Source organism: Corynebacterium sp. HS2168-gen11, from assembly GCF_024834075.1.
In the GTDB taxonomy this organism is placed as follows: Bacteria; Actinomycetota; Actinomycetes; order Mycobacteriales; family Mycobacteriaceae; genus Corynebacterium.
In genome coordinates, this window is sequence record NZ_JANUXR010000010.1 from 60,439 (window position 1) to 84,407 (window position 23,969).

The 23,969-nt window shown below is 48.2% G+C and carries 18 protein-coding genes; 13 read left to right on the top strand and 5 right to left on the bottom strand.

Annotated elements, in window-relative coordinates; genetic code table 11:
* Nucleotides 1–5 precede the first annotated feature (5 nt).
* The 6 genes from NXS99_RS08050 (at nucleotide 6) to map (ending at nucleotide 8,370) form a co-directional block, all read left to right on the top strand.
* A complete protein-coding gene (locus tag NXS99_RS08050) occupies nucleotides 6–1,235 on the top strand; it encodes an RIP metalloprotease (protein ID WP_259288156.1) in 1,230 nt (409 codons plus the stop codon).
* A 436-nt stretch (nucleotides 1,236–1,671) separates the two neighbouring features.
* Complete coding sequence (locus tag NXS99_RS08055; RefSeq protein ID WP_259288157.1) at nucleotides 1,672–2,469, top strand: ABC transporter ATP-binding protein; 798 nt, start codon at nucleotides 1,672–1,674, stop codon at nucleotides 2,467–2,469.
* Complete coding sequence (locus tag NXS99_RS08060; RefSeq protein WP_259288158.1) at nucleotides 2,470–4,098, top strand: hypothetical protein; 1,629 nt, start codon at nucleotides 2,470–2,472, stop codon at nucleotides 4,096–4,098. It abuts the gene before it with no gap.
* A 192-nt stretch (nucleotides 4,099–4,290) separates the two neighbouring features.
* Nucleotides 4,291–5,454 carry a flavodoxin-dependent (E)-4-hydroxy-3-methylbut-2-enyl-diphosphate synthase gene (ispG, locus tag NXS99_RS08065; RefSeq protein WP_259288159.1) on the top strand — a complete coding sequence of 388 codons (1,164 nt, stop codon included), beginning with the start codon at nucleotides 4,291–4,293 and terminating at the stop codon, nucleotides 5,452–5,454.
* Nucleotides 5,455–5,600: 146 nt separating this feature from the next.
* Nucleotides 5,601–7,427 (top strand): penicillin-binding transpeptidase domain-containing protein, encoded by a 1,827-nt coding sequence (locus NXS99_RS08070; RefSeq protein WP_259288160.1) that lies wholly within the window; start codon nucleotides 5,601–5,603, stop codon nucleotides 7,425–7,427.
* Nucleotides 7,428–7,491: 64 nt separating this feature from the next.
* Nucleotides 7,492–8,370, top strand: coding sequence for a type I methionyl aminopeptidase (map, locus tag NXS99_RS08075; protein WP_259288161.1), 879 nt, complete (start codon nucleotides 7,492–7,494; stop codon nucleotides 8,368–8,370).
* A 190-nt stretch (nucleotides 8,371–8,560) separates the two neighbouring features.
* Here the strand turns inward: map and mtr are convergent, their stop codons facing one another.
* Both mtr and NXS99_RS08085 read right to left on the bottom strand, forming a co-directional pair.
* Entirely contained in the window at nucleotides 8,561–9,946 is a 1,386-nt protein-coding gene (mtr, locus tag NXS99_RS08080; RefSeq protein WP_259288162.1) for a mycothione reductase, read from the bottom strand.
* Nucleotides 9,947–10,089: 143 nt separating this feature from the next.
* The gene (locus tag NXS99_RS08085) at nucleotides 10,090–11,100 is read right to left on the bottom strand and encodes an alpha/beta hydrolase (protein ID WP_259288163.1); all 1,011 of its coding nucleotides are present in this window, start codon (nucleotides 11,098–11,100) and stop codon (nucleotides 10,090–10,092) included.
* A 564-nt stretch (nucleotides 11,101–11,664) separates the two neighbouring features.
* On the opposite strand from NXS99_RS08085, the gene mqo reads away from it, so the two are divergent.
* Complete coding sequence (gene mqo / locus NXS99_RS08090) at nucleotides 11,665–13,164, top strand: malate dehydrogenase (quinone) (protein WP_259288164.1); 1,500 nt, start codon at nucleotides 11,665–11,667, stop codon at nucleotides 13,162–13,164.
* A 166-nt stretch (nucleotides 13,165–13,330) separates the two neighbouring features.
* Here the strand turns inward: mqo and NXS99_RS08095 are convergent, their stop codons facing one another.
* Both NXS99_RS08095 and yaaA read right to left on the bottom strand, forming a co-directional pair.
* On the bottom strand, nucleotides 13,331–14,659 hold the full coding sequence (locus NXS99_RS08095; protein WP_259288165.1) for a protein adenylyltransferase SelO family protein: 1,329 nt from the start codon (nucleotides 14,657–14,659) through the stop codon (nucleotides 13,331–13,333).
* Nucleotides 14,660–14,678: 19 nt separating this feature from the next.
* Nucleotides 14,679–15,425 carry a peroxide stress protein YaaA gene (gene yaaA, locus NXS99_RS08100; RefSeq protein WP_259288166.1) on the bottom strand — a complete coding sequence of 249 codons (747 nt, stop codon included), beginning with the start codon at nucleotides 15,423–15,425 and terminating at the stop codon, nucleotides 14,679–14,681.
* Nucleotides 15,426–15,820: 395 nt separating this feature from the next.
* On the opposite strand from yaaA, the gene NXS99_RS08105 reads away from it, so the two are divergent.
* The 3 genes from NXS99_RS08105 to NXS99_RS08115 all read left to right on the top strand — a co-directional run bounded on the left by NXS99_RS08105 (nucleotide 15,821) and on the right by NXS99_RS08115 (nucleotide 20,642).
* Nucleotides 15,821–17,731, top strand: a complete 1,911-nt coding sequence (locus NXS99_RS08105) for an acyltransferase family protein (RefSeq protein ID WP_259288167.1) — start codon at nucleotides 15,821–15,823, stop codon at nucleotides 17,729–17,731.
* Nucleotides 17,732–18,103: 372 nt separating this feature from the next.
* The gene (locus NXS99_RS08110; protein ID WP_259288168.1) at nucleotides 18,104–18,817 is read left to right on the top strand and encodes a copper homeostasis protein CutC; all 714 of its coding nucleotides are present in this window, start codon (nucleotides 18,104–18,106) and stop codon (nucleotides 18,815–18,817) included.
* 67 nt (nucleotides 18,818–18,884) lie between these two features.
* Entirely contained in the window at nucleotides 18,885–20,642 is a 1,758-nt protein-coding gene (locus NXS99_RS08115; protein ID WP_259288169.1) for a proline--tRNA ligase, read from the top strand.
* Between the two features lie 196 nt (nucleotides 20,643–20,838).
* Here NXS99_RS08115 and NXS99_RS08120 read toward each other — a convergent pair whose 3' ends face one another.
* Complete coding sequence (locus tag NXS99_RS08120; protein WP_259288170.1) at nucleotides 20,839–21,690, bottom strand: DUF4439 domain-containing protein; 852 nt, start codon at nucleotides 21,688–21,690, stop codon at nucleotides 20,839–20,841.
* A gap of 27 nt (nucleotides 21,691–21,717) precedes the next feature.
* On the opposite strand from NXS99_RS08120, the gene rimP reads away from it, so the two are divergent.
* The 3 genes from rimP to NXS99_RS08135 all read left to right on the top strand — a co-directional run bounded on the left by rimP (nucleotide 21,718) and on the right by NXS99_RS08135 (nucleotide 23,956).
* On the top strand, nucleotides 21,718–22,257 hold the full coding sequence (rimP, locus tag NXS99_RS08125) for a ribosome maturation factor RimP (protein ID WP_259288171.1): 540 nt from the start codon (nucleotides 21,718–21,720) through the stop codon (nucleotides 22,255–22,257).
* A gap of 78 nt (nucleotides 22,258–22,335) precedes the next feature.
* Nucleotides 22,336–23,334 carry a transcription termination factor NusA gene (nusA, locus tag NXS99_RS08130; protein WP_259288172.1) on the top strand — a complete coding sequence of 333 codons (999 nt, stop codon included), beginning with the start codon at nucleotides 22,336–22,338 and terminating at the stop codon, nucleotides 23,332–23,334.
* A 352-nt stretch (nucleotides 23,335–23,686) separates the two neighbouring features.
* Nucleotides 23,687–23,956, top strand: coding sequence for a YlxR family protein (locus tag NXS99_RS08135; RefSeq protein ID WP_259288173.1), 270 nt, complete (start codon nucleotides 23,687–23,689; stop codon nucleotides 23,954–23,956).
* Nucleotides 23,957–23,969: the final 13 nt, after the last annotated feature.

The following is a 23,969-nucleotide window of genomic DNA, read 5'->3' on the forward strand; positions in this document are numbered from 1 at the left end:
CAGCTATGTGGTCATATCTCTTAGGTGTCGTGCTGTTCGCCGTTGGTATCGCGCTTACCATCGGCCTGCATGAATTTGGGCATTTTTCTGCAGCACGATTTTTCGGAATGAAAGTTCGCCGCTTTTTCATCGGCTTTGGTCCAACCGTGTTTGCTTGGCGACGCGGGGAAACCGTCTATGGGTATAAACTGATTCCTCTTGGTGGCTTTTGCGATATCGCTGGTATGACAAACCAAGATGAACTCACCGAGGCAGAACGCCCATTTGCCATGTTATATAAGCCCTGGTGGCAGCGGGTGATCGTCTTACTCGGTGGCATCATTATGAATGTGGTGCTCGCCATTACTATTTTATATGGCTTGGCTGTAAGTTCTGGATTACCTGATCCTCATCCAGATCTCACCCCAGTGGTCGGCGAGTTTAGCTGTGTTCGCGATACGATCGCAGCTCAGCAAGACAAGCAACGTAATCCGGCAGCTCAGAGTTGCCAGCAGGATAGTCCTGCACAACAAGCCGGTCTACACGTTGGCGATCGCATTCTCGCAGCGGATGATCAACACCTTGAATCATTTGCCGATCTTGTCATGTATGTGCGTGAACGCCCTGACACACCAATCGCGTTTCGCATTGAACGCCAAGGTGAACAACGTCAGGTGGTCGTGACTCCGCATCGAACCCAATTGCAAACACCTGAAGGTACGGCAACCACTATCGGTACGATCGGCGTCACCAGCGCACAGATAGAGTTCTTCCGGAGTTATAATCCGCTCGAAGCAGTTGGAGCGACTGCTCAATTTAGCAGTGCCTTAGTGCAAGACACTGCACGCGGTTTAGCAGCATTCCCTGCAAAACTTCCAGGTGTGGTAGCAAGTATCATCGGTGGCGAACGCGACACTGAAAGCCCAATTAGTGTTGTTGGCGCAACGCATGTCGGTGGACAACTTGTTGAACGCTCCATGTGGCCGATGTTCTTCCTCATGCTTGCGAGTTTGAACTTCTTCCTCGCATTTTTCAACGTATTACCAGTCCTGCCACTCGATGGCGGGCACATTACCGTTGTGCTCTATGAATATGTGCGCGATAAATTCCGTAAGCTGCGAGGACTTGCACCAGCAGGACCTGTGAATTACGAAAAGCTGATGCCGGTAACGGTAGCTGCAGTAGCACTGCTCATGGGCGTTGGTGTATTGGTTATTTTGGCAGACCTGGTGAATCCAATTCGCATGTTCGGCTAAATATTTGTACGTGTGTACCGTATGACAGTAACCGTAGCGTTCTTCTCTGCAACGTTACCGTTACTGCCATCACGTATGCGCAGTGAAGTAGCCATGATGCACGCCTAAGATGCAGCAAATTCTTACTACTGCGAACCTACGGTACATTGCTTGGAATACAGCGTTTCGTCTCTGCAGCTACAGTGCGCTGCGCAGCGACTATTGTATAATTTGCGTTGATGTTCAATAAGAAAGTGCGTCTCGTAGGTGCTCTGCTGTTGTAAGAGCTTGCCGACGAAGCAGTCTCTCGCCGATGCTGCAGTCGCTTACCAACGAGGCGCAAAAGGACCCCTCATGCGCACCTGTTGTACGCGCTCACAATCACTCTCAACAGCACGAACATCTCATAAAACTACATGCTCAAACACCGTTTTGCGTCTGAAAAGGAGCTTGAACGATGATCAACGACGCGACTACCCCTGCGTTTGAAGTCCGCGGCCTGTGTAAAAAATTCGGCAGTTTTATCGCTGTGAATCACCTTGATCTCAGCGTGCCACGCGGCTCACTTTTTGGCATTGTGGGTCCAAATGGTGCAGGTAAAACCACCATGCTGAATATGGCAACCGGACTGATGCGCCCTGATGCAGGTGAGGCATTTATCGCTGGACATAATATCTGGACTGATCCAATACCTGCCAAGGCTGCAATGGGATTGCTTGCCGACGGTTTACCGGTATTTGATCGCCTGACTGGCCAAGAATATCTGGAATATATTGGTGCTCTGTATAGCCTTGATCCAGCAGAAACCAGGACACGAGCAGCTGAATTATTAGCCACACTGGAATTAGATGAAGCACACGATCGTCGTATAGCTGACTACTCAGCAGGTATGACAAAGAAGATTTTATTAGCTGGTGCATTGCTGCATAATCCAGAAGTCCTGATTCTCGATGAACCACTTGAAGCAGTTGATCCCGTTTCAAGCCGGATTATTCAACAAATTCTGCGCAATTACGCAGCACGTGGCGGCACCGTCGTATTAAGTTCGCATGTCATGGAACTGGTGGAAAACCTGTGCGACCATGTGGCTATTATTCATCAAGGTGCTGTGTGCGTAACCGGTGCCGTTGCGCAGCTGCGTGGCGAAGGCTCACTCACTGATCTGTTTGTGCGTGCAGTTGGCGGCCACGATCTTGATACACAAGCCTTGGAATGGTTGCAGAAAGAAAACTCCAACGATGGAAAGGCATCATAAATGCCACGCACGAACACTTTGCGCCATCAGGGGCTGACCAAACTTTTAGTCACACTGCAACTGAAACTACTCTGGCGCTCATTGCGCTCGAATACTTCCGCAATGGTCATGGCTGGCATTCTCTTGTTCTATGGCAGCATTGGCATTGCGTTTTTCCTCTTTTCGTTTAGCACTGAATTCCTCAATGGTGAGCATCAAGCGCTGCCAGGCATTATTGCATTTGGCATACTTATTTATTTGATTGCCGCTGTGATGTACCCAGCCGGTGAAACCCAAATTACTCCCGAGGCTTTATCGCCATATCCAATTTCAGTGCGCGAATTGGCACCTCGATTAATGCTGCTTCAACTGCTACAAGTTCGCAGTGTCCTGGTGATTATCAGCACGACCGCAACACTTGTGCTCACCATAGTCTTGAGCATTTCACAAGGCTTATTTTCTTGGCCGTTGCTCATTGGGGCGATTGTGATTATGATCGCCAGCGCTTTTTTGACTTTAGGATTAGGTGAAGTCTTAGTTGGAAGTTTGACTAGCACAAGTACCGCCTCAACGGTCAAAGATAAGCGCAGCTATCTCTCAATCGGTGCAATGCTGCTGTTATTCGTGTTGTATTTGAAAGTTGTGGCAGATCCGCAATCTTCGTTTTTATCTTTTAGCAAGATTGGCGCGATTTTGCAGTGGACACCACTTGGAGCACCCGGGCTTAGCATTGTGGGAATCCTCAACGGGCAGTATGGACACGCTGCTTATGGAACTATCCTCACACTTGCCACCGTTTGCGCCATCGTGATCGTGTTCTATTGGAATACCGCACGTCATCTCATTGCCCCGCTTGCAGTTGAAACCACGCGAAGCACCCATACCAGTGGCGCCAAGCAGCGCAAATTGCTACTCCCAGGATTACCCGCCACCCCAGGTAGTGCAATTTTCTCACGATCGCTGCGCAATATCTTGCACGATTCCAGGCAAAACACGCAGCTGTTCATGCTAGGTGCGATGAGTATGGTGTTTTTCTACTTCGGGTTCAGCCAATCTGCAGCCTTTGGATTCAGTGGCGTGTTTGTGTTGGTCTATGTCACTGCAACACTGGCCATGAACGACTATGGCTACGATGGCCCTGCAAACTGGATCCATTTAACCAGTAGCGTCCCAGCACGAGTTTTAGTGCCAGCTCGTCATTTCGCATCCGTGGTGATTCCGTATACCTATGCCTGCATCTATCTTCTGGCAACGGTTGCGTTATTTGAACCAAAGGTCGCAATCATGGTCATTGGCCATGGCATTGCTGCATGCCTTGTTGGTGGAAGCATTGGGTTGTTGCTCAGCACGTATAATCCGTTCCCAACGGCGACTCCTGGTACAAATCCATTTCATGACCGCTCGGGTGCATCAGGATCTGCATTGTTCAATGCCCTCATTTTGTTATTTGCTATTTGGCCACCGCTAATTCCTGGTATCGCTCTTGGAATCTATGCGATCATCACCGGAAAAACCGTGTTCATTGCTGTGTCAATTATAGTTTCGTTGATCATTGTGCTGGCTTTCTACGCATTTGCAATGAAACTTGCGATTCGTCGAGTAGAAGGGCACTATCCAGAGATCTTCGCCAAGGTGCGAACGTTTATTTAACAGCAGTGTTTTGTTGGTGAGTTGGAGAATTTAGGTTCACCTAGCGATCTTCGACTCACCAACAGTGGTACTATCGTGGCATACAAGTGATCATGCACCTGTTCCAACCCCTGTTCAATGGCGCTTGCTTGACGACGACCATCTGATCAGCATCTCGTTGGTATTTACATTTGTTCAAGGAGTTTTTGTTTCGTGTCTACCCCAATTGGTCTTGGCCTTCCAGAAGCACCGCTACCACTTTTAGCTCCGCGTCGGAAAACACGTCAGTTAAAAGTCGGAAACGTTGGCGTAGGTTCAGATCATCCGATTTCTGTGCAATCGATGACCACGACAAAAACCCATGATGTCAATGCCACCTTGCAGCAAATCGCACAATTAACCGCGAGTGGTTGTGACATTGTTCGTGTGGCATGTCCGAAAACGATTGATGCAGAAGCACTGCCACTTATTGCGAAGAAATCACCAATTCCAGTGATTGCTGATATTCACTTCCAGCCAAAGTACATTTTCGCAGCTATTGATGCAGGCTGTGCTGCGGTGCGTGTGAATCCTGGCAATATTAAGGAATTTGATGGTCGCGTCAAAGAAGTTGCGCACGCTGCTCGCGATGCTGGTATTCCAATTCGTATTGGAGTAAACGCTGGCTCGCTGGATAAACGTCTGTTGGAAAAATACGGCAAAGCCACGCCAGAAGCACTGGTGGAATCTGCTTTGTGGGAAGCATCGCTCTTTGAAGATCATGGCTTTGGCGATATTAAGATTTCTGTCAAGCATAATGACCCTGTAATTATGGTTGAGGCTTACCGCCAACTTGCTGCACAGTGCGATTATCCATTGCACCTCGGTGTTACTGAGGCAGGTCCTGCGTTCCAAGGCACGATTAAATCAGCAGTGGCTTTTGGTGCGTTGCTCTCTGAAGGCATTGGCGATACTATTCGCGTTTCTCTATCAGCAGATCCGAAAGAAGAGATCAAGGTTGGCGACCAGATCTTGCAATCGTTGAACCTGCGTGAACGTGGCTTGGAAATCGTATCGTGCCCATCATGTGGTCGTGCGCAAGTTGATGTGTATACCTTGGCAGAAGAAGTCACTGCGGCATTAGAAGGTATGAATCTTCCATTGCGCGTAGCCGTGATGGGTTGTGTGGTCAATGGTCCTGGTGAAGCACGCGATGCTGATCTTGGTGTGGCTTCAGGTAACGGTAAAGGCCAGATCTTTGTGAAAGGTGAAGTCATTAAGACTGTGCCAGAATCACAAATTGTGGAAACCTTAATTGAAGAAGCCATGAAGATTGCCGAAGCTGAAGGCCTGGAAATCAAAGAAGGCGCAACCGCGAAGGTTTCGATTACCAAATAGCGGTAGTGCTTTGCACCCCTGATGTTCGCTAACCGTGCCTGCACCCGTCAGCGTCAGGCACGGTTGGGTAGCAAGGAGCGTCGATAAGCAGGTCTCGTCGGTGTGGTAACCCTCCAATACGGTGAGGAAGTGATACTGTTTGCCACATGAAGCGAGCAGTCCTGCGTAACGGCGCTATGGTGTTGGCCATGGTTTGTGCAGTGCCAAGCATTACTGGCTGTACTCCCAAACCAGTCTCGGCAGAACCAGAAGTCGAACTGTTTTTAACAGATTTGGTCAACCATGAATTTGATGCCGCCGCTGCGCGCACTGACCAAGCCGATACTGTTGCGCAAGTTTTAGAACAAACCTGGAATGGACTCCAGGCAGAAGGCTTGACTGCTGAAATCCTCGATATTCAAGCGCGTAATACGATTGCTACGGCCACCTATAAACTGAATTGGGATCTGCCAAAAGATCGCGAATTAAGTTACGAAGCCAAAATGACATTGAATAAAATCAATGATGCATGGTCGATTCGGTGGCAGCCGACTGCTTTGCACCCAAAATTAGGTGCGAATCAACATTTGGAACTGCGTGCTGTGCAAGCGCAGCGCGCAAGTGTGATTTCTTCCGATGGTGCAGAAATTTTAGTACCGGGCGTTGTTGATCGATTACTGGTCGATGTCACGCAAATTGGTGATCCGAATAGTCTTGCCTTTGCTATTGTAGGCGCGCTTGAACAAGCTAAACGCATTGATGAATCCGTGCGGTTGCTTAATCCACACGAGCTTGCCGAGCAACTCCGACAAGCTCGCGGCGTATACTCTGTGACCACGGTGAATAAGTTGCCAGGTGCGAAAGTGCGTGAGCTGTTAGCTGGAAAACCTGGCGTGATCTTCAACGAAGAAGGCGCGATGGTCAGTAAAGATCCAGGTTTTGCGCCCGATATCGTCTCCCGTGTGGCAACTGTTGTCAACGAACGGCTTGATGGTGATAATGGTTGGCGAGTTGCTGCAGTCACACACGACGGAGCGCTTATCGACGACGTTGAGTATCACGAACCGTTCGTGGCCCCAGCTGTTCGCATTAGTTTGGATCATAAGGTTCAGCAAGCAGCTGAAGAAGCCGTGAATCTGCGTCCGGAAATGCAGGCTGTGATGGTGGCATTGCGCGTCTCGACTGGTGAAATCCTTGCAGTGGCTCAGACTGATGAAGCGGACAAACATGGTGATCTGGCAATGTCTGGTTTATACCCGCCAGGCTCAACCTTTAAGATCATCACGGCAGCAGCTGGTATTCAAGATCGTGGCTTAACTGCAGATTCGATTGTGCCATGTCCTGGCACGATGAATATTTTTGGTCGAATGGTGACGAACTACAATACGTTCGCACTAGGTGACGTCCCACTGGAACGCGCATTTGCGCGTTCCTGTAATACCACCTTCGCAGATATTTCTACCCAATTAGATGCAGGACAGCTGCAAGCAATAGGTGAGAAATTTGGGTTAGGAATTGACTACGAAATTCCAGGTATTTCTTCAGTCACTGGTCAAATTCCGACGGGAGAAACTGCGTTAGAAAAAACTGAAGCAGGGTATGGCCAGGGCCTTACGTTGGTGAGTCCGTTTGGACTAGCACTGGTATCTGCTACGGCGGCACGAGGATCAACACCAGTGCCAAGTTTGCTGAGTGGATTTGATACCAAAGTGAGTAAAACAGTCCCGCCACCTGCACCGGAAACGATTGAACAACTGCGTCGTTTAATGTCTGCGGTGACCGAGCCAGGTGGTACCGCAGGTGGGATAACTGCTGGTGGTAAGATTTTTGCCAAAACTGGTGAAGCTGAAATCAACGGTGGCTCGCATGCCTGGTTTACTGGGTATCGCGATGATATTGCTTTTGCCACGTTGATCGTTTTAGGCGGCGGTTCGGAATCGGCTGTGGCATTAACCAATCATTTCTTTGTGCGGTACGACGAGCTCAATCAGTAATGCCAGTCGCACCTGCATGTGTTGCAGGTATCATTTTCTTCATTTCTTCAGTACCATGACTGCTATGTCTGTACGTAGTCCTTTGGTTCCAGGTAAACAAACTCCGATTCGAACTGTGCCAGCGCACATTCAACGACCAGAGTATGCCTGGAAGAAAACAGTCCAAGAAAATATTGGTGAGCCATTTGTGCAAACGCCAGAAGTGATTGAAGCTATGCGGGAAACATCAAAAATTGCCGCAAATGCTCTCATGGAAGCCGGTCGGGCAGTTGCACCTGGAGTGACCACCGATGAGCTTGATCGTATTGCTCATGAATATATGCTGGATCATGGCGCGTACCCTTCCACTTTGGGCTATCGTGGATTCCCGAAGTCGTGCTGTACTTCGCTCAATGAAATTATCTGCCACGGCATCCCAGACTCCACTGTGATCCAAGATGGCGATATCGTCAATATTGACGTCACTGCCTTTAAACATGGTGTGCATGGCGATACCAACGCCACCTTCTTTGCCGGTGATGTCGCAGAAGAACATCGTTTGCTCGTCGAGCGCACGAAAGAGGCCACCATGCGCGGAATTCGTGCGGCAAAACCAGGCCGTGAAGTCAATGTGATTGGTCGTGTAATTGAATCCTACGCGAAGCGCTTTGGTTATAATGTGGTGCGCGATTTCACCGGTCATGGGGTTGGCCCAACCTTCCATAACGGTTTAGTGGTGTTGCACTTTGATTCTGATCTGTATACCACCGTATTAGAACCTGGCATGACCTTAACGATTGAGCCGATGATTAATCTTGGCACTATTGACTATGAAATTTGGGATGACGGCTGGACCGTACAAACCAAAGATCGTGGTTGGACTGCACAATTCGAGCACACCATTGTGATTACCGAAGACGGCAATGAAATTTTGACCATGCCTGATCAAGAGTATCTGTCATAATCTCGTCCAAAGATTCATAACTCGTGATGCTTAGCACTGGGAACGTGCGAGCCGTCACGAGTTTTTGGCATAACGCCCTGATGAGCACAGAGTATTGCTGTCAATAGACACCAAACGCCAAGATCGCTGGTATGAACCAGCGATCTTGGCGTGAAGAGCTATGAGCTAATTAGCAGCTGACAGTGCGGGCTTAAGAGAAGTCCAAACCGAGTAACGCATTTTCAAGCAACTCAGGTAATGCTGGGTGAATCCAATACTGAGTGCGCACTGCCTCGCGAACATCAATGTCATAGGCCATGAAGGTAATGAGTGTCTGCATCAAGGTGGTAGCTTGCGGGCCAATGATATGTGCACCGAGCAATTTACCGGTTGCTTTATCCGCAATGAGCTTTGCAAAGTGGTCAGTATCGACCATTGCCCAACCATAGGCTACGTCGCCATATTGTTGTACTTTCACGGTAATATCGAAGCCTTGCTGGCGAGCTTGTTCTTCAGTCAGGCCTACTGTCGCAATTTGTGGATGCGTGAAAATACCAGCTGGGACATGCTTATGCGGAAACGCAATCAGATCATCTGGGTGCAAGAGGTTGTGGCTAATGGCACGTGCTTCTGCATTTGCCACATGCTTGAGCTGGTATGGGGAGGAGATATCACCGAGGGCAAACACACCATCAGCAGTGGTCCGGCCAAATTCATCCACGACTACGCGACCATTTCGCATTTCAACACCACCAGCTGCAAGATTCAACTGATCACCATTTGGCACACGACCAGTTGCTACCAATACAATTTCAGCATCAATGGTTTGACCATTCGACAGTACTGCATGGACTCCGTGCTCATCTTGGGTTAAGGAAGTAACAGTTTGACCAAGATAGGTATGCATTTTCTTGCTGGTGAGATCGGTAATGCGATCGGAAATATCAGCATCGAGTTGGCGTAAGAGCTTCGCAGAACGATTGACCAAATGTACATCCACACCTAATGCCTGGAATACATGGCTAAACTCCAAGGCAATAAAGCCGCCGCCGAGAACCAACATCGATTTTGGTAAAGCTGGCAACCGCATAATGGTTTCATTGGTGTGGTACTGCACACCTGATTCCACAACGTAATCCGGAATCATTGGTCGAGCACCAGCTGCTAAGACGATCTGATCAGCAGAGATAATGACTTCTTCATCACCATTGCCAGTGCGAATAAGCTTCTCGCCAATGAAGGTGGCATGCTGGTCATACACATCGATATTTGGGGTTTCTGGCCCGCGTCGATAAGCTGCGCCAGACTCGGCAATCGGATCGATGAGATTGTCAAAGACACGGCTGACAATACTTTGCCAATCGACATGGTCAACAGTGGCGTGAATGCCTAGTTTCTTCGCATTTCGAATATTCTCAGCTGTTTCTGCAGCGTAGACGAACATCTTGGTTGGAATGCAGCCCACATTTAAGCAGGTGCCACCGAATTTTGCCTTTTCAATAATGGCAATGGACTTGTCAGCATAGTCAGCAGTTGGAATGGAATTACCGGATCCGCCACCAATGATAATGATGTCGTAATGCTTCTGGGAGGTCATAACTGTGTCCTTACTCGTTTCGATTCTATAAAATAATGCTGTTATAGGTTTCGGCTTCCATAGGGGAGGAAGTGTTACTTTCTACAACAGCAAATGGTGGGACTTTATTCCTGAAAGTGCCTAGAGTAGGTAGACAACAACTTTCATGATTCCGGCTGTGCTAATTTCGCTTGCAGCCACTGAATCGTTAAAGCTAAGGCATGCTTACGGACGTGAGGTTGCGACAAAAAGACATCGTGCGTGGCCTGTGGAATGCGAATCGTGGTGACATCAGTAGAAGTCTTGGCCGACCAGCGGATAATTTGATCGACGTCAAGTACGGTATCGGTAATATGTGATTGCTGGGAATATGGCTTCGCCAAACGCGATGCATCCGAACAAAGGGTCAGTACTGGAAGATCGGTGGTGAAAGCGCCTTTATGAAGGCGGCGCTGTGCGATTAAAATTGCTCTTAACCAGCCAAAATATTTGTTGTGCCCAGAAATTGGCTTGAACTCGGTGTTGTATTCCCACTCGCCATTTAATGAAATATGCATGGTGCGCCCGTAGACACCAAGTGGACCACCATTGATTTTCCGGAGTGGCTGAAACTTACCTACAATTTGAGTCAATATCTTGATCAATGGCACCAGATATTTTGGCCCCATTAAGTCAAACCATGGGGAGTTTAATACTATGGCCTGGATACTGTGATATAACTTCGGATCATTTGTTCGCAGTGAATGAACCCAATCAACTGCAATGAGTCCACCAGTTGAATGCCCAAGTACAATGACACCTGGATGTGCATTGTGAAGATGGGTCGCAATGATGGACAACTCTTTTCGATACAGACGAATATCGGAAATGTAGTGCCACGTTTGTGCTTCGCGGCGTGACCGACCACATTTTCGCAGATCAACAGCGTAAAAAGCGTAACCATGAGACGCGAAATATTGTGCCATATGAGACTGGAAAAAATAGTCAGTCATGCCATGAATATATAAAATTGCAGGTTTTGAGGCGTCTTCTGCTGATGGTTGATGACGTATAAGCGTTGCAACGATGGGGGATTCACCATCGGGATCAGTGCCGAGATCGAATTCATGGCATTGATAATCGGCACCGAGAATGTCTGGCTGCCAAAAGTGTTTATCTGCAGGCAATGCTGTCATGTTTTCATATTCTAGTGAATATTTATATTTCCGCGTGGTTGATTCACCTCACGGTAATCTTGCAATTACGATATTGAACACTATTTTCAATTACGGTTTCACTCTCAACAGAAATACTGTCAAAAGTGGATGCGTGGGCGGTTGTAAATGACACAAGTGTTTACGATAGCTGCGGTAGTGAAGACTGGAAGGCTAGTGGGAGTCGAAGGATTGAGTGGAATGTATTACTGACGGCCGTGCGATCCACACATATGGGGGTAGTGATTCCGGCTTATTCACCTCGGACGTTAGAAAACTCACATTGATAATAAACTGGTGTTTTGTTTTGAGGACGAGGGCAAATGCAAAAACTTTTGAGATTCAAAGCATTGTGCCAGTAATCGGGCGTAGACTCATACACAATGAAAAAATTCGCACGAATGAATGACTCGTTCTATTCTGGTTTGTTGTAACACAGTGTTTTGTAGCTCACAGCTTGTGATGGTTGGCCGCGAGGAATGTACAAAACCTGCGTTGTCCTACAGCAACCAATACACAGGTTTAAGCGGAAATAGGGAAGTTGAGATGTCAGATTCCACCAAAAAAGCACAATTAGTCACTGATGAAGTCGATGTTGCCCTGATCGGTGCCGGTATTATGAGTGCCACGCTCGGCGCCATGCTACGTACCTTGGAACCAGAATGGTCGCAAGTTGTTTTTGAACGTCTTGATGCTCCTGCGGAGGAATCTTCCTCACCTTGGAATAATGCTGGTACTGGCCACTCTGCACTTTGTGAATTGAATTACACTCCTGAACGCAATGGCAAGATTGATATTTCCAAAGCAATTGGGGTGAATGAGAAATTTCAGCTCTCGCGCCAATTCTGGGCGTATCAAGTAGGCAAAGGGGTCCTTCCAACTCCACGTGATTTTATCAACCCAGTTCCCCATGTTTCTTTCGGTCACGGTGATGACCAAGTTGAATACTTGCGTAAGCGTTATGAAGTATTGGCAGCACATCCGTTATTCGTCGGCATGGAATATACTGATGATCGAAAAGTTTTTGACGAGAAACTTCCGCTTATGGGTGAAGGCCGTTCACACGCAACCAAAGTTGCAATTTCGTGGACCGATGCCGGCACAGATATTAATTATGGTGAATTAACGAAGCAGTTCTTGGCAGATGCTTCAGCACAAGGTACGGAAATCCGTTATGGACATGAAGTCGTGGGATTACGTCAAGATGGCAAGAAGTGGAAGATCACGGTGAAAAATCGCCATACTGGTGATCTTTCCGTATTCCGCGCGAACTTTGTGTTTGTTGGCGCAGGTGGCATGGCAATTCGTCTGCTGCAAATGTCAGGTATTCCAGAGATTCGTGGATTTGGTGGATTCCCAGTTTCAGGTCAATGGTTGCGTTGTACCAATCCAGAGATTATTGAGCAGCACCGTGCAAAGGTCTATGGTAAAGCTTCCGTTGGTGCTCCGCCAATGTCTGTACCGCACCTTGACACTCGTGTGATTGATGGTGAAAAAGGTTTGCTTTTCGGCCCTTATGCTGGATGGACGCCAAAGTTCTTAAAAGAAGGATCATGGTTTGATTTACCCCGATCCTTGAAACTGACTAATTTGCCAGCGATGGTAGCTGTTGGTTTGCAAGAAATGGGACTGACCAAGTATCTGATTACTGAGCTTTTGAAGGATCAAAAAGCAAAGATGGCATCGCTGCGTGAGTATATGCCAACTGCCAAAGATGAGGATTGGGAGTTAGTCACAGCCGGCCAGCGCGTACAGGTGATTAAGCCAATAGTTGGTCCGCGCTTTGCAAGTTTGGAATTCGGTACAACGTTGGTCAACCATTTTGATGGTTCACTAGCAGGCTTGCTTGGTGCTTCCCCTGGTGCGTCTATTGCACCAGCTGCAATGGTGGAAGTCCTAGAACGCTGTTTCGGTGAATATATGGTGAAATGGGCACCAATGATTAAGGAAATGATGCCTTCGTATGGTGTGAAACTTTCTACTGACGAAGCGTTGTTTAAAAAGATGTGGGAATACACCCAAACAACATTGCGGCTTGAAGACTAAGCTGCAGAAGATTCAGGCGCAAAATGGCCAATCTCATACGCTTGATGGTGTGAGATTGGCCGTTTTTGCTACGCAAAAATGAATAGGCCATCGATATGAATGAGAAGCGTTGGCGAAGCTTTCATGTTACCGTTGGAAAAAGTCATTACTTACCACATGAACGTTCCTAGGTGCCGCATACCGTTGTATAAGGACCAAATTCAGCAGGAGTGGGTTGCTCAAATTTTTCCCAGCGCTTGCCAGTTTTACGTGTATACGGGTTTTGCACGACTGTCAGTAAGTCTTCCCACACTGTTGCATCATGCATGGCTTGGGAAACGATATGATTGCGTGGAATATAGACTGGATTAATACGGCACATTAACGCAAAATCAGGTGAAACGAAGCGCCAACGTTGTAACCACGGCTGCCATTGAGATGGGAAATACTCGTAGTTTTGTTCGCTTAAGGCACGTAATGATTGCACACTATCGCCGTGTGTGAGCGTGAGTAGTGCAAGACAATCGGCAATTAACTCGGCTTGAATGCCTTGATCGACATGTGTGATTCCAAGAGCTGTGGCAAACTCTTGTGTAAAAGCGTCACGATAGGCAGCTGCAAAAAGATGAATTGCTTCTTGCACCCAGGCCGACCCGCAAAGTGGAATCAAGGTTTGTGCGAGACGCGCAAGATTCCAGCCCACCATTTCTGGTTGTCGGCCAAATGCATAACGGCCAATGTAATCAATTGAACTAAATACTGCGTGTGGATCATACCAATCGGTAAACGCACATGGACCATAATCAATCGACTCACCAGAGACAAGCGTATTATCTGAATTCAGCACGCCGTGAACGAATCCCAATCGCATCCATTTGGCAACTAACGATGCTTGGCGCTGAACAATTTCGATAAACATATCAGCATAGGTAGCAGCATCTGGGAAATGCCGATTACGAACATATTCCGCCAGTGCTTGTAACTGCTGCTCACCTTGAGCGCTGACGTATTGGAACGTCCCGACTCGAATATGGCTTGCAGCAGTACGAACAACCAAGGCTCCCGGTTCAGGATGCTGTCGCAGAATCGTTTCACCGGTGTGATACATCGCCAACACTCTGGTGGTTGGCACATGTAGATGAAACAGCGCCTCGGAATAGAGCACCTCTTTCAGCATTGCTTGAGCTGGTGCTTTTCCATCACCGCCGCGTGAAAACGGCGTACGGCCAGAACCTTTGGCGTGCAAATCAATAAGCCCATTCGATGTTTGGCATTCACCTAAGAGTATCGCTCGACCGTCTCCAAGCTGTGGGACATAGTTGCCAAATTGATCACCGGCATAGCCTAATGCGAACCCAGGCTGTTGGAGTAATGTCTCGATATCTTTGTTAGTGATTGCCAGCTGCGTGGCTAAAGAATCATTGAAAAACACCTGAGTGAGATCAGGAAACTGATCGGCTTGCCATGCAACTGCAGCAGTAGGAATGGCAGCGGCATAGCTGTGCTGAAGCATCATAATGAAATGTTCCAATACTTTATGGTTTAGGAATCACCAGAATAAGTTCTTGGCTACCTGTTGTTTCCAAGATTAAGCCTGCATCGGCGGCGATCTGTATTATATCGTCCTGATTTTGCGCCGGTTTCTCAGCCTGCGCCAGTACACGTGCCAACACGCCTTTATAGTGCTTATTGAAGTGATTGATCACCTTCCGTGAACCATCAGGCTGAATGGATTCTACGCGCACCGTGAAGGCTTGTGGCGCTTTACCAAGTTGCTGGTATGTGCCAGAACGCAGATCCACAATTAACCCTTCATAGGTGTGTAATACATCATAAATTGCAGTGCCCCAGCGTCGTTTCATCGTTGGAGCAGGTTCGCGTGAAGTTCGTCGAGGCAATTTCGTACTGCCAGAAAGACGATAATGTGGAATGCAATCTTCTGCCATGACAAGTCCGAAGAATGCGTCGCCAATTACGAGTCGACTGCGCGCCGCAGTGTCAAGACTAGAGGCATCCAAAGCGTCGTACAATACGCCCGTGAAGCGCTCAATTGCAGGCATTGTAGGGGAGTGCAACACCATTCGATTCGAAGCTGCTTCGCGACGAAGCTTTTCAGATATTTTCAGTACAATCAGTGCTTCATCTTCATCTAACGCCGCTAGATCGGCGGCAATATCCTCGCGGATGGGCGATAGTTCAGGAAACGCTAACGTCGAAAAATCTAAGGGCGTACCGTGACCACCGTGGGCTTTGGTTTCAGACGGAGGAAGAATGATTAACATGGTGCTAAACCTACCTGTTTTTCACAGACATGCGCCACTTGTGGGGGAGAATAAGCTGTGTTTTTCTGAGTTTTGAAAAAATCTTGTAAAGTTTGCATGCATGTCGAGTTTCAACAAGCCCATCTGGTATCCTCTTGTAGGATCGGTGAGATGTTGTCAGACACGAAGCGTGTGACAATGTAAACGGTTGCACGGGATGGCAAAGTACGAGCTGAGTCTACATTGAAATCGCGATACAGAGATGAGCGAAAACTCATGTTTGTAGCTGCGATGATACACAGCCGTCAAATGTGTCACGATCTTGTGTTACAAGATTATAAGAACAGATTTTTGTCCGATGGGAGAGCGTTGATTGTGTGGACTCAGCAACAAATTTGGGTGAGGTTTCCCTTACGATGACAAGACCTTGTTGTTTAGCTGTCGAAAAACAACAGACCAATTCGACTGTGACGGTTGCTGAGAAACAGGTTCGAGTTGCTCGCGTATCGGGCTTAGATGGGCTGCGTGGGTTTGCTGTACTTGTGGTGATGCTCTATCACTTTTTTGGCACAAGCGTGCCAGGTGGATTCCTAGGCGTTGATATTTTCTTCGTTCTCTCGGGTTTTTTGATTACCTCATTGCTTATCCGAGAACGTGCTTTGGAAGGAAAGATCCGGCTTCGTCAATTCTGGATTCGTCGTGTCAGGCGTATCTTACCAGCAGCAATTACCGTATTAGTCATATGTACGATCGTGGCAGGATTCCTCCCAGGTGACTATTCAGTTCAACTCGGTCAACAGTTCCTATCCACTTGGTTTTTTGCGAATAACTGGACACAAATTGCAAGCAGTCAGAGCTATTTTGCTGAATCCGGCGTGCAATTATTTGCCCACTACTGGTCTTTGGCTGTTGAAGAACAGTTTTATGTAGTTTGGCCACTGCTTTTTATCGTATTAGCGCGTATGAGCAAAAAGTCGAATCGAAGCATTGTGGTTTGGGCATCCTTGTTGGCAGTCTTGTCCTTTGGGTTGATGCTGTATACCTTTGATCCACAACAAGATCCGACTCGCGTGTATTACGGTACAGATACGCACTCCTTCGGGTTGCTGATCGGCGTGGCTTTAGCAGCTTTGCTGACAAGTAATTCTCCAGATCAGGCCGCTGAATCCTGGCCAAAAGACAAACTTCACCCTTGGCGTACAACACTGAATTATCTCAGCGTGCTTAGCCTTGGTTTGCTGATGTTTATGATCATGGTGATGCCTGATACTTCAGCATTTACTTATCGAGGTGGACTCTTTATTGCCTCGTTTTTGACTGCCATTGTAATTGCCGCGTTGGTCAGCGAAACAGGTTTCGTTCATGTGCTCTTGCGCCTGAAAGTACTTCGCTGGTTAGGGGAGCGTTCATTTTCGCTCTACCTATGGCACTGGCCAGTTGTGATTTTCCTGAAGCAACTGAACTTTGAGTATAGCTATGGGTATGCGCCAGTGCTGGTTGGAGCAGCAGCATTTCTCGTCAGCCTGCCGTTATCCCATATGAGTTTTATTTGGATTGAAACACCAATCCGGCGTCGTGGTTATTCCGTATTATGGCCGAAGAAGTTTGTGATGCGTAAAATTCTCCTTGTCATCAGCGTGGTGGTAGCAGCAGCGTTGAGCGGCGTTGCGATTTTCCGCGCTCCAACAACGACTGCTTTGGAAGAACGATTAACAAAGATTGCAACGCAATCAGAAGCTGAGATTCCAGAAATTAGTGCCGTGCCAGTGGCTGAATTAGCTGATGTGGCTACACCAATTCCAGGTCCGCAATTGCTTCCAACGGGTGATCGAATTACCGCACTCGGTGATTCAGTGATGCTGGGCGCAAAGCCTGAACTCGATCAGCGCTTCCCAGGCATCTATGTTGATGCTGCAGTTTCCCGTACTCTGCTCGTTGCGCCTGATCTTGTAACGCAGCTGCATAACGCAGGCGCTCTGGATCCTTTTGTGGTGTTAGGGTTTGGTACCAATGCTAGGTTTGATCCAGATGTATTTGATCAGATGATGCAGACTATTGGCCAGCAGCGTGTGGTAATTGTCGTGATGCCATATGGCGATCGCAGTTGGATTTCACAATCGCATGACACGATTCGTGGAGTTCTACAAAAGTATTCCAATGTGTATATGGCTGACTGGTGTAGCCAAGCACAAAGTGATGCAAGCATTTTATATTCAGACGGTATTCACCCAAATGATAAAGGTGTCATCCGTTATACTAATACCATCGAAAATGCGTTGCAGCAGTGGGCAAACCATCGTCGCATTGAGTCGGATTCTTGTAACTAACCAACGTTTATCACCATTATTTTGATTGCCACCTTGGTAGAGAGCCTGATGTCTACCAAGGTGGCAGTTGTATGTGGTGCCAGCATCTCGCAATCGATACAACTGCCGCGTGACATATTTTTGTAGTGTCGTCTCGCACAGCATCATTTCTAGATTAGGCTTAAAACTGATACCTTAAGTCAGTATCGCGAGAGCATCGCAAAGCATCACATTGCGTGAAGCTCGCTTATTTGTCCAGCACAATTCCAGCTACCGGTAAGCGTCGTCAAGCTTGGTGCCAAGTACTATGGCTAAGTGTTGCGCAAGATGCGTGTGAGATTCGATGCTCACGCAGCTGCATGTCGATTCATTGTTGGAAAAGGAGATGAATCCATGACTGCCGTAGCAGTTGAAATTGCTGTGCAAGATCCCGCAGGTGCACGGATTGCCCGTGATGCTGGGGCAACTCGAATTGAATTGTGTGCAGGGTTAAGTGCGACAGGTGGCTTGACCCCATCAGCAGCAACTCTCGCTCAATGTGCACAGATTCTCGAAACGCATGTGCTCATTCGTACTCGTCCTGGCGGATTCTGTTATTCAGATGAAGAAATTTCGATCATGGCTGATGATATCGCTCGCGCTGTTGCACTAGGCGCACATGGTGTCGTGATTGGCGCAGCCTTAGCGGATAACAGCCTTGATACCGTTGCTTTGCGACGCTTGATTGCAGCCGCAGGGGATGCACAGGTTACCCTTCATCGCGTGTTTGATGTGGTTCCTGATCGGCAGCATGCACTGCGTGTAGCCCGAGATTTGGGTATTACCAGAATCTTGACTTCAGGTGGATTTCCGAAAGCACCTGAAGGTGCCGCAGAATTGGCCGCATTGGTTGCCGCAAGTAACGGAGTGCAGATTATGGCAGGTGGTGGTATTAGCCCAGAAACCGTTGACGCTCTGAAGACTACAGGTGTGCATGCAGTACATGGATCATGCTCGAAATTCATAGATTGTGGCCCGACTGGCCCAGGCGGTGGCGCGGCTGATCCAGTCCAAGTTACTGATGCTGAAGCAGTGCGTTCACTCGTGGCAAATATTGCACGTTGGTAAGCCCGGAATTGTTCTGTGGCAATGGCAAGCAGAAATTTCGGTGCCGTTGCTGCTAGAATAACCAACCATGATTACACGCCTTTCAACCATGTTCCTGCGCACCTTGCGTGAGGATCCAGCAGATGCTGAAGTTCCAAGCCACAAATTACTCGTTCGTGCCGGATATATTCGCCGCACTGCACCAGGCGTGTACACCTGGTTGCCATTGGGTCTTCGCACCTTGCGGAAGATCGAAGCAGTCGTACGCGAAGAAATGGACGCGATCGGCGCACAAGAATTGTTATTTCCTGCACTATTGCCACGCGAGCCTTATGAACAAACTGATCGCTGGACCGAATATGGCGCCTCGCTGTTCCGCTTGAAAGATCGCAAAGGCCAAGATATGTTGCTTGGCCCAACGCATGAGGAAATGTTTACTGCCCAGGTCAAAGATTTGTACTCCTCGTACAAAGATTTCCCAGTAACCTTGTACCAAGTTCAAACCAAATACCGTGACGAAGAACGTCCACGCGCAGGTATTCTGCGTGGCCGAGAGTTCGTGATGAAGGATTCCTACTCCTTCGACATGACCGACGAAGGTCTTGAGCAGTCTTACCAAGCACACCGTCGTGCTTACCAAGCTATTTTCGATCGCCTCGGTGTGGAATACGCCATTTGTAAGGCAACCTCAGGTGCAATGGGTGGCTCTGCTTCAGAAGAATTCTTGGCGGTTTCACCAAATGGCGAAGATACTTTCGTACGTTCCACAGCAAGTGACTATGCCGCAAACGTCGAAGCTGTGATCACCCCAGCTGGCACTCCACGTGAGATTGCAGGTCAGCCAGAAGCAGCTGTATATGACACTCCAGCAGCTGAAAGCATTGACAATCTGGTGGCCTGGGCGAATGCAGCAGGCATCGAACTAGATGGTCATGCCATTACGGCAGAAGACACCCTGAAATGCTTAATTGTCAAGACCCGTGCTCCTGGTGCCGAAGAATGGGAATTGGCAGGTATTTTATTACCTGGCGATCGCGAAGTTGATGATAAGCGTCTGGAAGCATCGTTTGAGCCAAAAGAAGTGGAATTGGCAACTGAGGCTGATTTTGCAGCCAATCCTTTCTTGGTAAAAGGCTATGTTGGTCCAAAGGCACTGCTGGCCAATGGTGTGCCAGTGTATGCTGATCCACGCGTTGCTGAAGGTACTGCTTGGATTACAGGTGCTGATGAGTTTGAAAAGCATGCTGTTGGCATGGTTGCGGGCCGCGATTTCACCATTGACGCAACCATTGAGGCTGCAGAAGTTCGTGAAGGCGATCCAGCACCAGATGGTGAAGGCGTTTTGACCCTTGAGCGTGGCATCGAAATTGGTCATATTTTCCAGCTTGGACGCAAGTACACGGAAGCTTTTGACGTTCAGATTCTGGACGAAAATGGCAAGCGTGCGATCCCAACGATGGGTTCATACGGTATTGGTGTGTCGCGTTTGATGGCAGTGCTTGCAGAACAGCGTCATGATGAATACGGATTGAACTGGCCACGTGAAGTTGCACCATTCGATGTACATGTAGTTGTGGCAAATAAAGATGCAGCTGCGTTGGCAGCCGGTGATGATATTGTGGCAGCACTTGATGCTAAGGGCATTGAAGTGCTCTTCGATGATCGTCCAAAAGTTGGCCCAGGTGTGAAATTCAAAGATGCAGAGCTGCTGGGCATGCCATTTGTGGTTGTCGTTGGCCGCGCATTCCAAGATGGCATTGTGGAGCTGCGTATTCGCAATGGCGAAACACTTGAAGTTCCTGCTGATCAGATCGTTGCAACTGTCATTGAAAAGGTTCGCAGCTAAGATCATCCCACTGAGAATTCGAAAACAATAACAACAAACGTGCTGGACATCGACGAATAACGATGGCCAGCACGTTTGTGCTATCAAACACTCGATGCGCCAGCGTTGCGCCTATTATGACACGCTGTGTCCCAAGCAGCGTCGTCAAGCACTGTGATGCGAAAATTTGTTTACTAGCTGTCAAAAAGGTGAAGCGCTATGGGGTATGAGCATCAAGCAGCAATGCGATTGCGGCAGCCACCACGCGATGCTGTGGATCTGTGACATGTGCTGGAACACTGAGCCACCAATTGACCATAGTCGTGTGCAGTTCGCGCACAAATGCCTCTGCTTGCTGTGCATCGGTGGGCTGTGCGGCAGTGGTAAATGTATAACCTGGCTCTGGTATCGGTGTGGCACCGGTAGTTGCTACGTGCGTTTCGAGCGCATCAATGATCGTCTCATGGACCTTGATCAGTGCATCAATTTGGGCATCTTGTGCTGGATTGGTGTATGCGCGACTGACCTGTAATCCATAGAGCACTCCGTACTCATAACTTAAACCAGTGCGATACCATTGCAGATCTGATTCGGGCAGGGCAGGAGCTGTCGATGGTACAGTTTCTTCATCCGCGGCCTGCACACTTGTGGCTGCCGCTGCTAAGCGCTCATCCTCTGAGAATTGTAATTCGTAGGCCTGCAAATCCGGCTGAAACTGAGTTGCCTGCGCAGTTTGTTGCACAATCGGCATGATAACTGGCATCGATGCTTGCGGAAACTCTGCCAGATGCGCCAAAATTTCCGCAGCAGAAGCATTCGCAAACGCAATCGGTGCAGGTGCATCTTCATCACGTTGCGCTGCTTGTTCAAGTTGACACGATGGTGCAACCGCATTGTGTTCATCATGACCGCAGAGTCGATAAATTTCCGCTGCAAGCTGTGTTTTTGCTTCACCTTCAGAGACGTTATACAGCCCCCACAAACTCGGTTCTGGTGTTGGCGACGCACTGCACGCACCCAAACACCAGCACAGCGACACAAGGATGCTCATCGAATAAAAGCGGTTCATAGTCGTTAAGTGTACTAGCATATAGGCATGGCTTTCCCCACAGTAGAACAATTAACCACTTTCGTCGCACCTTTGGCCGAGTCTTATGGCATGGATCTCGAACGCATTACCATTACGCGCGCAGGCAAAAAATCTGCCGTCATTATTGCCGTCGATGCAGATACTCGCCCAAATTCTGATGTCTTGGAAGTATTAAGCGTAGAAATCTCCAAGCTTTTCGACGCAGAAGAGGAAGCCGGTCGATTAAATTTCGGGGCAGGGTATACCTTAGAAGTTGGAACGCCAGGAATTGGCTCGCCGCTGACATTGCTGCGCCACTGGAAGCGCAATCAGGGGCGGTTGGTCATCCTTTCGCCTGATAATAAAAAAGATGTTGTGCGAATTGGTGCCGTTGATGGAACTGAGACTCAAGTTGTCGCTATTCGTCGTCAAGGCAAAGAGCTTTCGGTTGTCCCAATCGCGTGGCAAGAGTATCCACAAGCGGTTGTTGAGATCGAATTTAACGCGCCACCAGAGCAAGAATTCGCCATTTCACAGCTCAGTTTTGACGAAGCTATCAATAATTAAATAGAGTTGGGTGGTCTTTTCTTCACTCCCGACTCGAAGAAAAACAATGAAGAAGAACCAGAAAGGAATATTCTACAAGTGAATATCGATGTACAAGCTTTGCGGGCAATTGAATCTGAAAAAGGCATTGCGGTAAGGGACCTCGTAGAGACCATTGCGAATGCTTTGATGCATGCCTACCGCGAATTTAAAGATGCACCAGCAGCACCAAATACGCGAGCACGTGTGGACATTGATATTGCATCTGGTTCTGTTGCGGTGATTATCTCGGAATTCGATGAAGATGGCAATCTTGAATCTGAGTATGATGACACTCCGCGTAATTTCGACCGTATGGGTGCGCAAGCTGTGCGCGATGCTATTGTGCGTCGCCTGCGTGAAGCAGAAACTCGCCAAGCATATACTGCTTATGCTGAGCATGAAGGTACGGTTGTTTCTGGTATCGTGCAAGCAGATGCAATTGCCAAAGAACGTGGCATTGTAGTTGTGCAGCTTGGTACCGAAATCGATGGTCAAGACGGTATTTTATTACCAGCTGAGCAGATTCCGGGCGAAAACCTCAAGCATGGTGACCGGGTGAAAAGTTATGTCGTTGGTGTGTCTCACACGCCACGGTCACTGAATATTAATCTCTCGCGTACGCACCCAGAACTGGTCCGCCGCTTATTTGAATTGGAAGTTCCAGAAGTTGCTGATGGCAGCGTGGAAATCTTGTCAATTGCGCGTGAAGCAGGTCATCGTTCGAAAATTGCTGTTCGTGCCACAGTCAAAGGCTTAAATGCCAAAGGTGCTTGCATTGGTCCTCGCGGGCAGCGCGTGAATAACGTGATGCGCGAACTCAATGGCGAGAAGATCGATATTATTGATTTCTCCGATGACCCAGCTACCTATGTTGGCAATGCGCTTGCACCTTCTAAGGTGGTTGCTGTGGAGATCCTAGATCTTGAACAACAAACTGCGCGAGTGACCGTTCCTGATTACCAGTTGTCGTTGGCAATTGGTAAAGAAGGACAAAATGCCCGATTGGCTGCACGTCTGACCGGTTGGAAGATCGATATTCGATCGGATGCCTCTTAAAAGTTAACAAGCACGTCCTTCAGAAGAACCCTTACAACCACGTACCAACCAGCATCTGTTGGGGAGTATGTGGTTGTTGTGGTTCTAGAGAAATATGAGTTGTAATGTCGATGTTTGGTTTTGTTGAGATTCTGCCCCTGACGCTTGTCAAACTTAACTTTTGAACATTCATCGGCTAGGATGAGTAACGGACTTGGGTAGTATTGTGTGTCACGCATGCCTTGGAAACTGAAGGTATACATACACGATCTTTCAAGTTAGCTAGGAATCACTGCGCTTATAAGGGAGTACGTTGGTAGTACCAGTTCCGAAATTTGCACCTCATGCAAAGGGCAAAGCTTCGAATATTCGAATGCGAACATGTATTGCTACTCGTACCCAGTACCCGGATGCTCAACTCCTTCGAGTAGTTGCAGCTCCCGGAATTCCAACGCAGTTGATTCCCGACCCCAAGCGGCGTTTACCCGGAAGGGGTTGTTGGATCACTCCAAGCATGAGCGCATTGGAAATAGCACAACAACGTTTCGCTTTCGAGCGTGCGTTGAGGGTATCAACACCCGTTGATACTGGTGCTGTGCGGAAGTATCTTGCAACACTGACGAACAGCACTGAACGAGAATAAGAAAGAGACCGAA

Bases quoted from the DNA above. Each gene is read 5' to 3' on its own strand.
- NXS99_RS08050 (WP_259288156.1), top strand. From the start codon at position 6: ATGTGGTCATATCTCTTAGGTGTCGTGCTGTTCGCCGTTGGTATCGCG.
- NXS99_RS08055 (WP_259288157.1), top strand. From the start codon at position 1,672: ATGATCAACGACGCGACTACCCCTGCGTTTGAAGTCCGCGGCCTGTGT.
- NXS99_RS08060 (WP_259288158.1), top strand. From the start codon at position 2,470: ATGCCACGCACGAACACTTTGCGCCATCAGGGGCTGACCAAACTTTTA.
- NXS99_RS08070 (WP_259288160.1), top strand. From the start codon at position 5,601: ATGAAGCGAGCAGTCCTGCGTAACGGCGCTATGGTGTTGGCCATGGTT.
- map (WP_259288161.1), top strand. From the start codon at position 7,492: ATGTCTGTACGTAGTCCTTTGGTTCCAGGTAAACAAACTCCGATTCGA.
- mtr (WP_259288162.1), bottom strand. From the start codon at position 9,946: ATGACCTCCCAGAAGCATTACGACATCATTATCATTGGTGGCGGATCC.
- NXS99_RS08085 (WP_259288163.1), bottom strand. From the start codon at position 11,100: ATGACAGCATTGCCTGCAGATAAACACTTTTGGCAGCCAGACATTCTC.
- mqo (WP_259288164.1), top strand. From the start codon at position 11,665: ATGTCAGATTCCACCAAAAAAGCACAATTAGTCACTGATGAAGTCGAT.
- NXS99_RS08095 (WP_259288165.1), bottom strand. From the start codon at position 14,659: ATGATGCTTCAGCACAGCTATGCCGCTGCCATTCCTACTGCTGCAGTT.
- yaaA (WP_259288166.1), bottom strand. From the start codon at position 15,425: ATGTTAATCATTCTTCCTCCGTCTGAAACCAAAGCCCACGGTGGTCAC.
- NXS99_RS08105 (WP_259288167.1), top strand. From the start codon at position 15,821: ATGACAAGACCTTGTTGTTTAGCTGTCGAAAAACAACAGACCAATTCG.
- NXS99_RS08110 (WP_259288168.1), top strand. From the start codon at position 18,104: ATGACTGCCGTAGCAGTTGAAATTGCTGTGCAAGATCCCGCAGGTGCA.
- NXS99_RS08115 (WP_259288169.1), top strand. From the start codon at position 18,885: ATGATTACACGCCTTTCAACCATGTTCCTGCGCACCTTGCGTGAGGAT.
- NXS99_RS08120 (WP_259288170.1), bottom strand. From the start codon at position 21,690: ATGAACCGCTTTTATTCGATGAGCATCCTTGTGTCGCTGTGCTGGTGT.
- rimP (WP_259288171.1), top strand. From the start codon at position 21,718: ATGGCTTTCCCCACAGTAGAACAATTAACCACTTTCGTCGCACCTTTG.
- NXS99_RS08135 (WP_259288173.1), top strand. From the start codon at position 23,687: ATGCGAACATGTATTGCTACTCGTACCCAGTACCCGGATGCTCAACTC.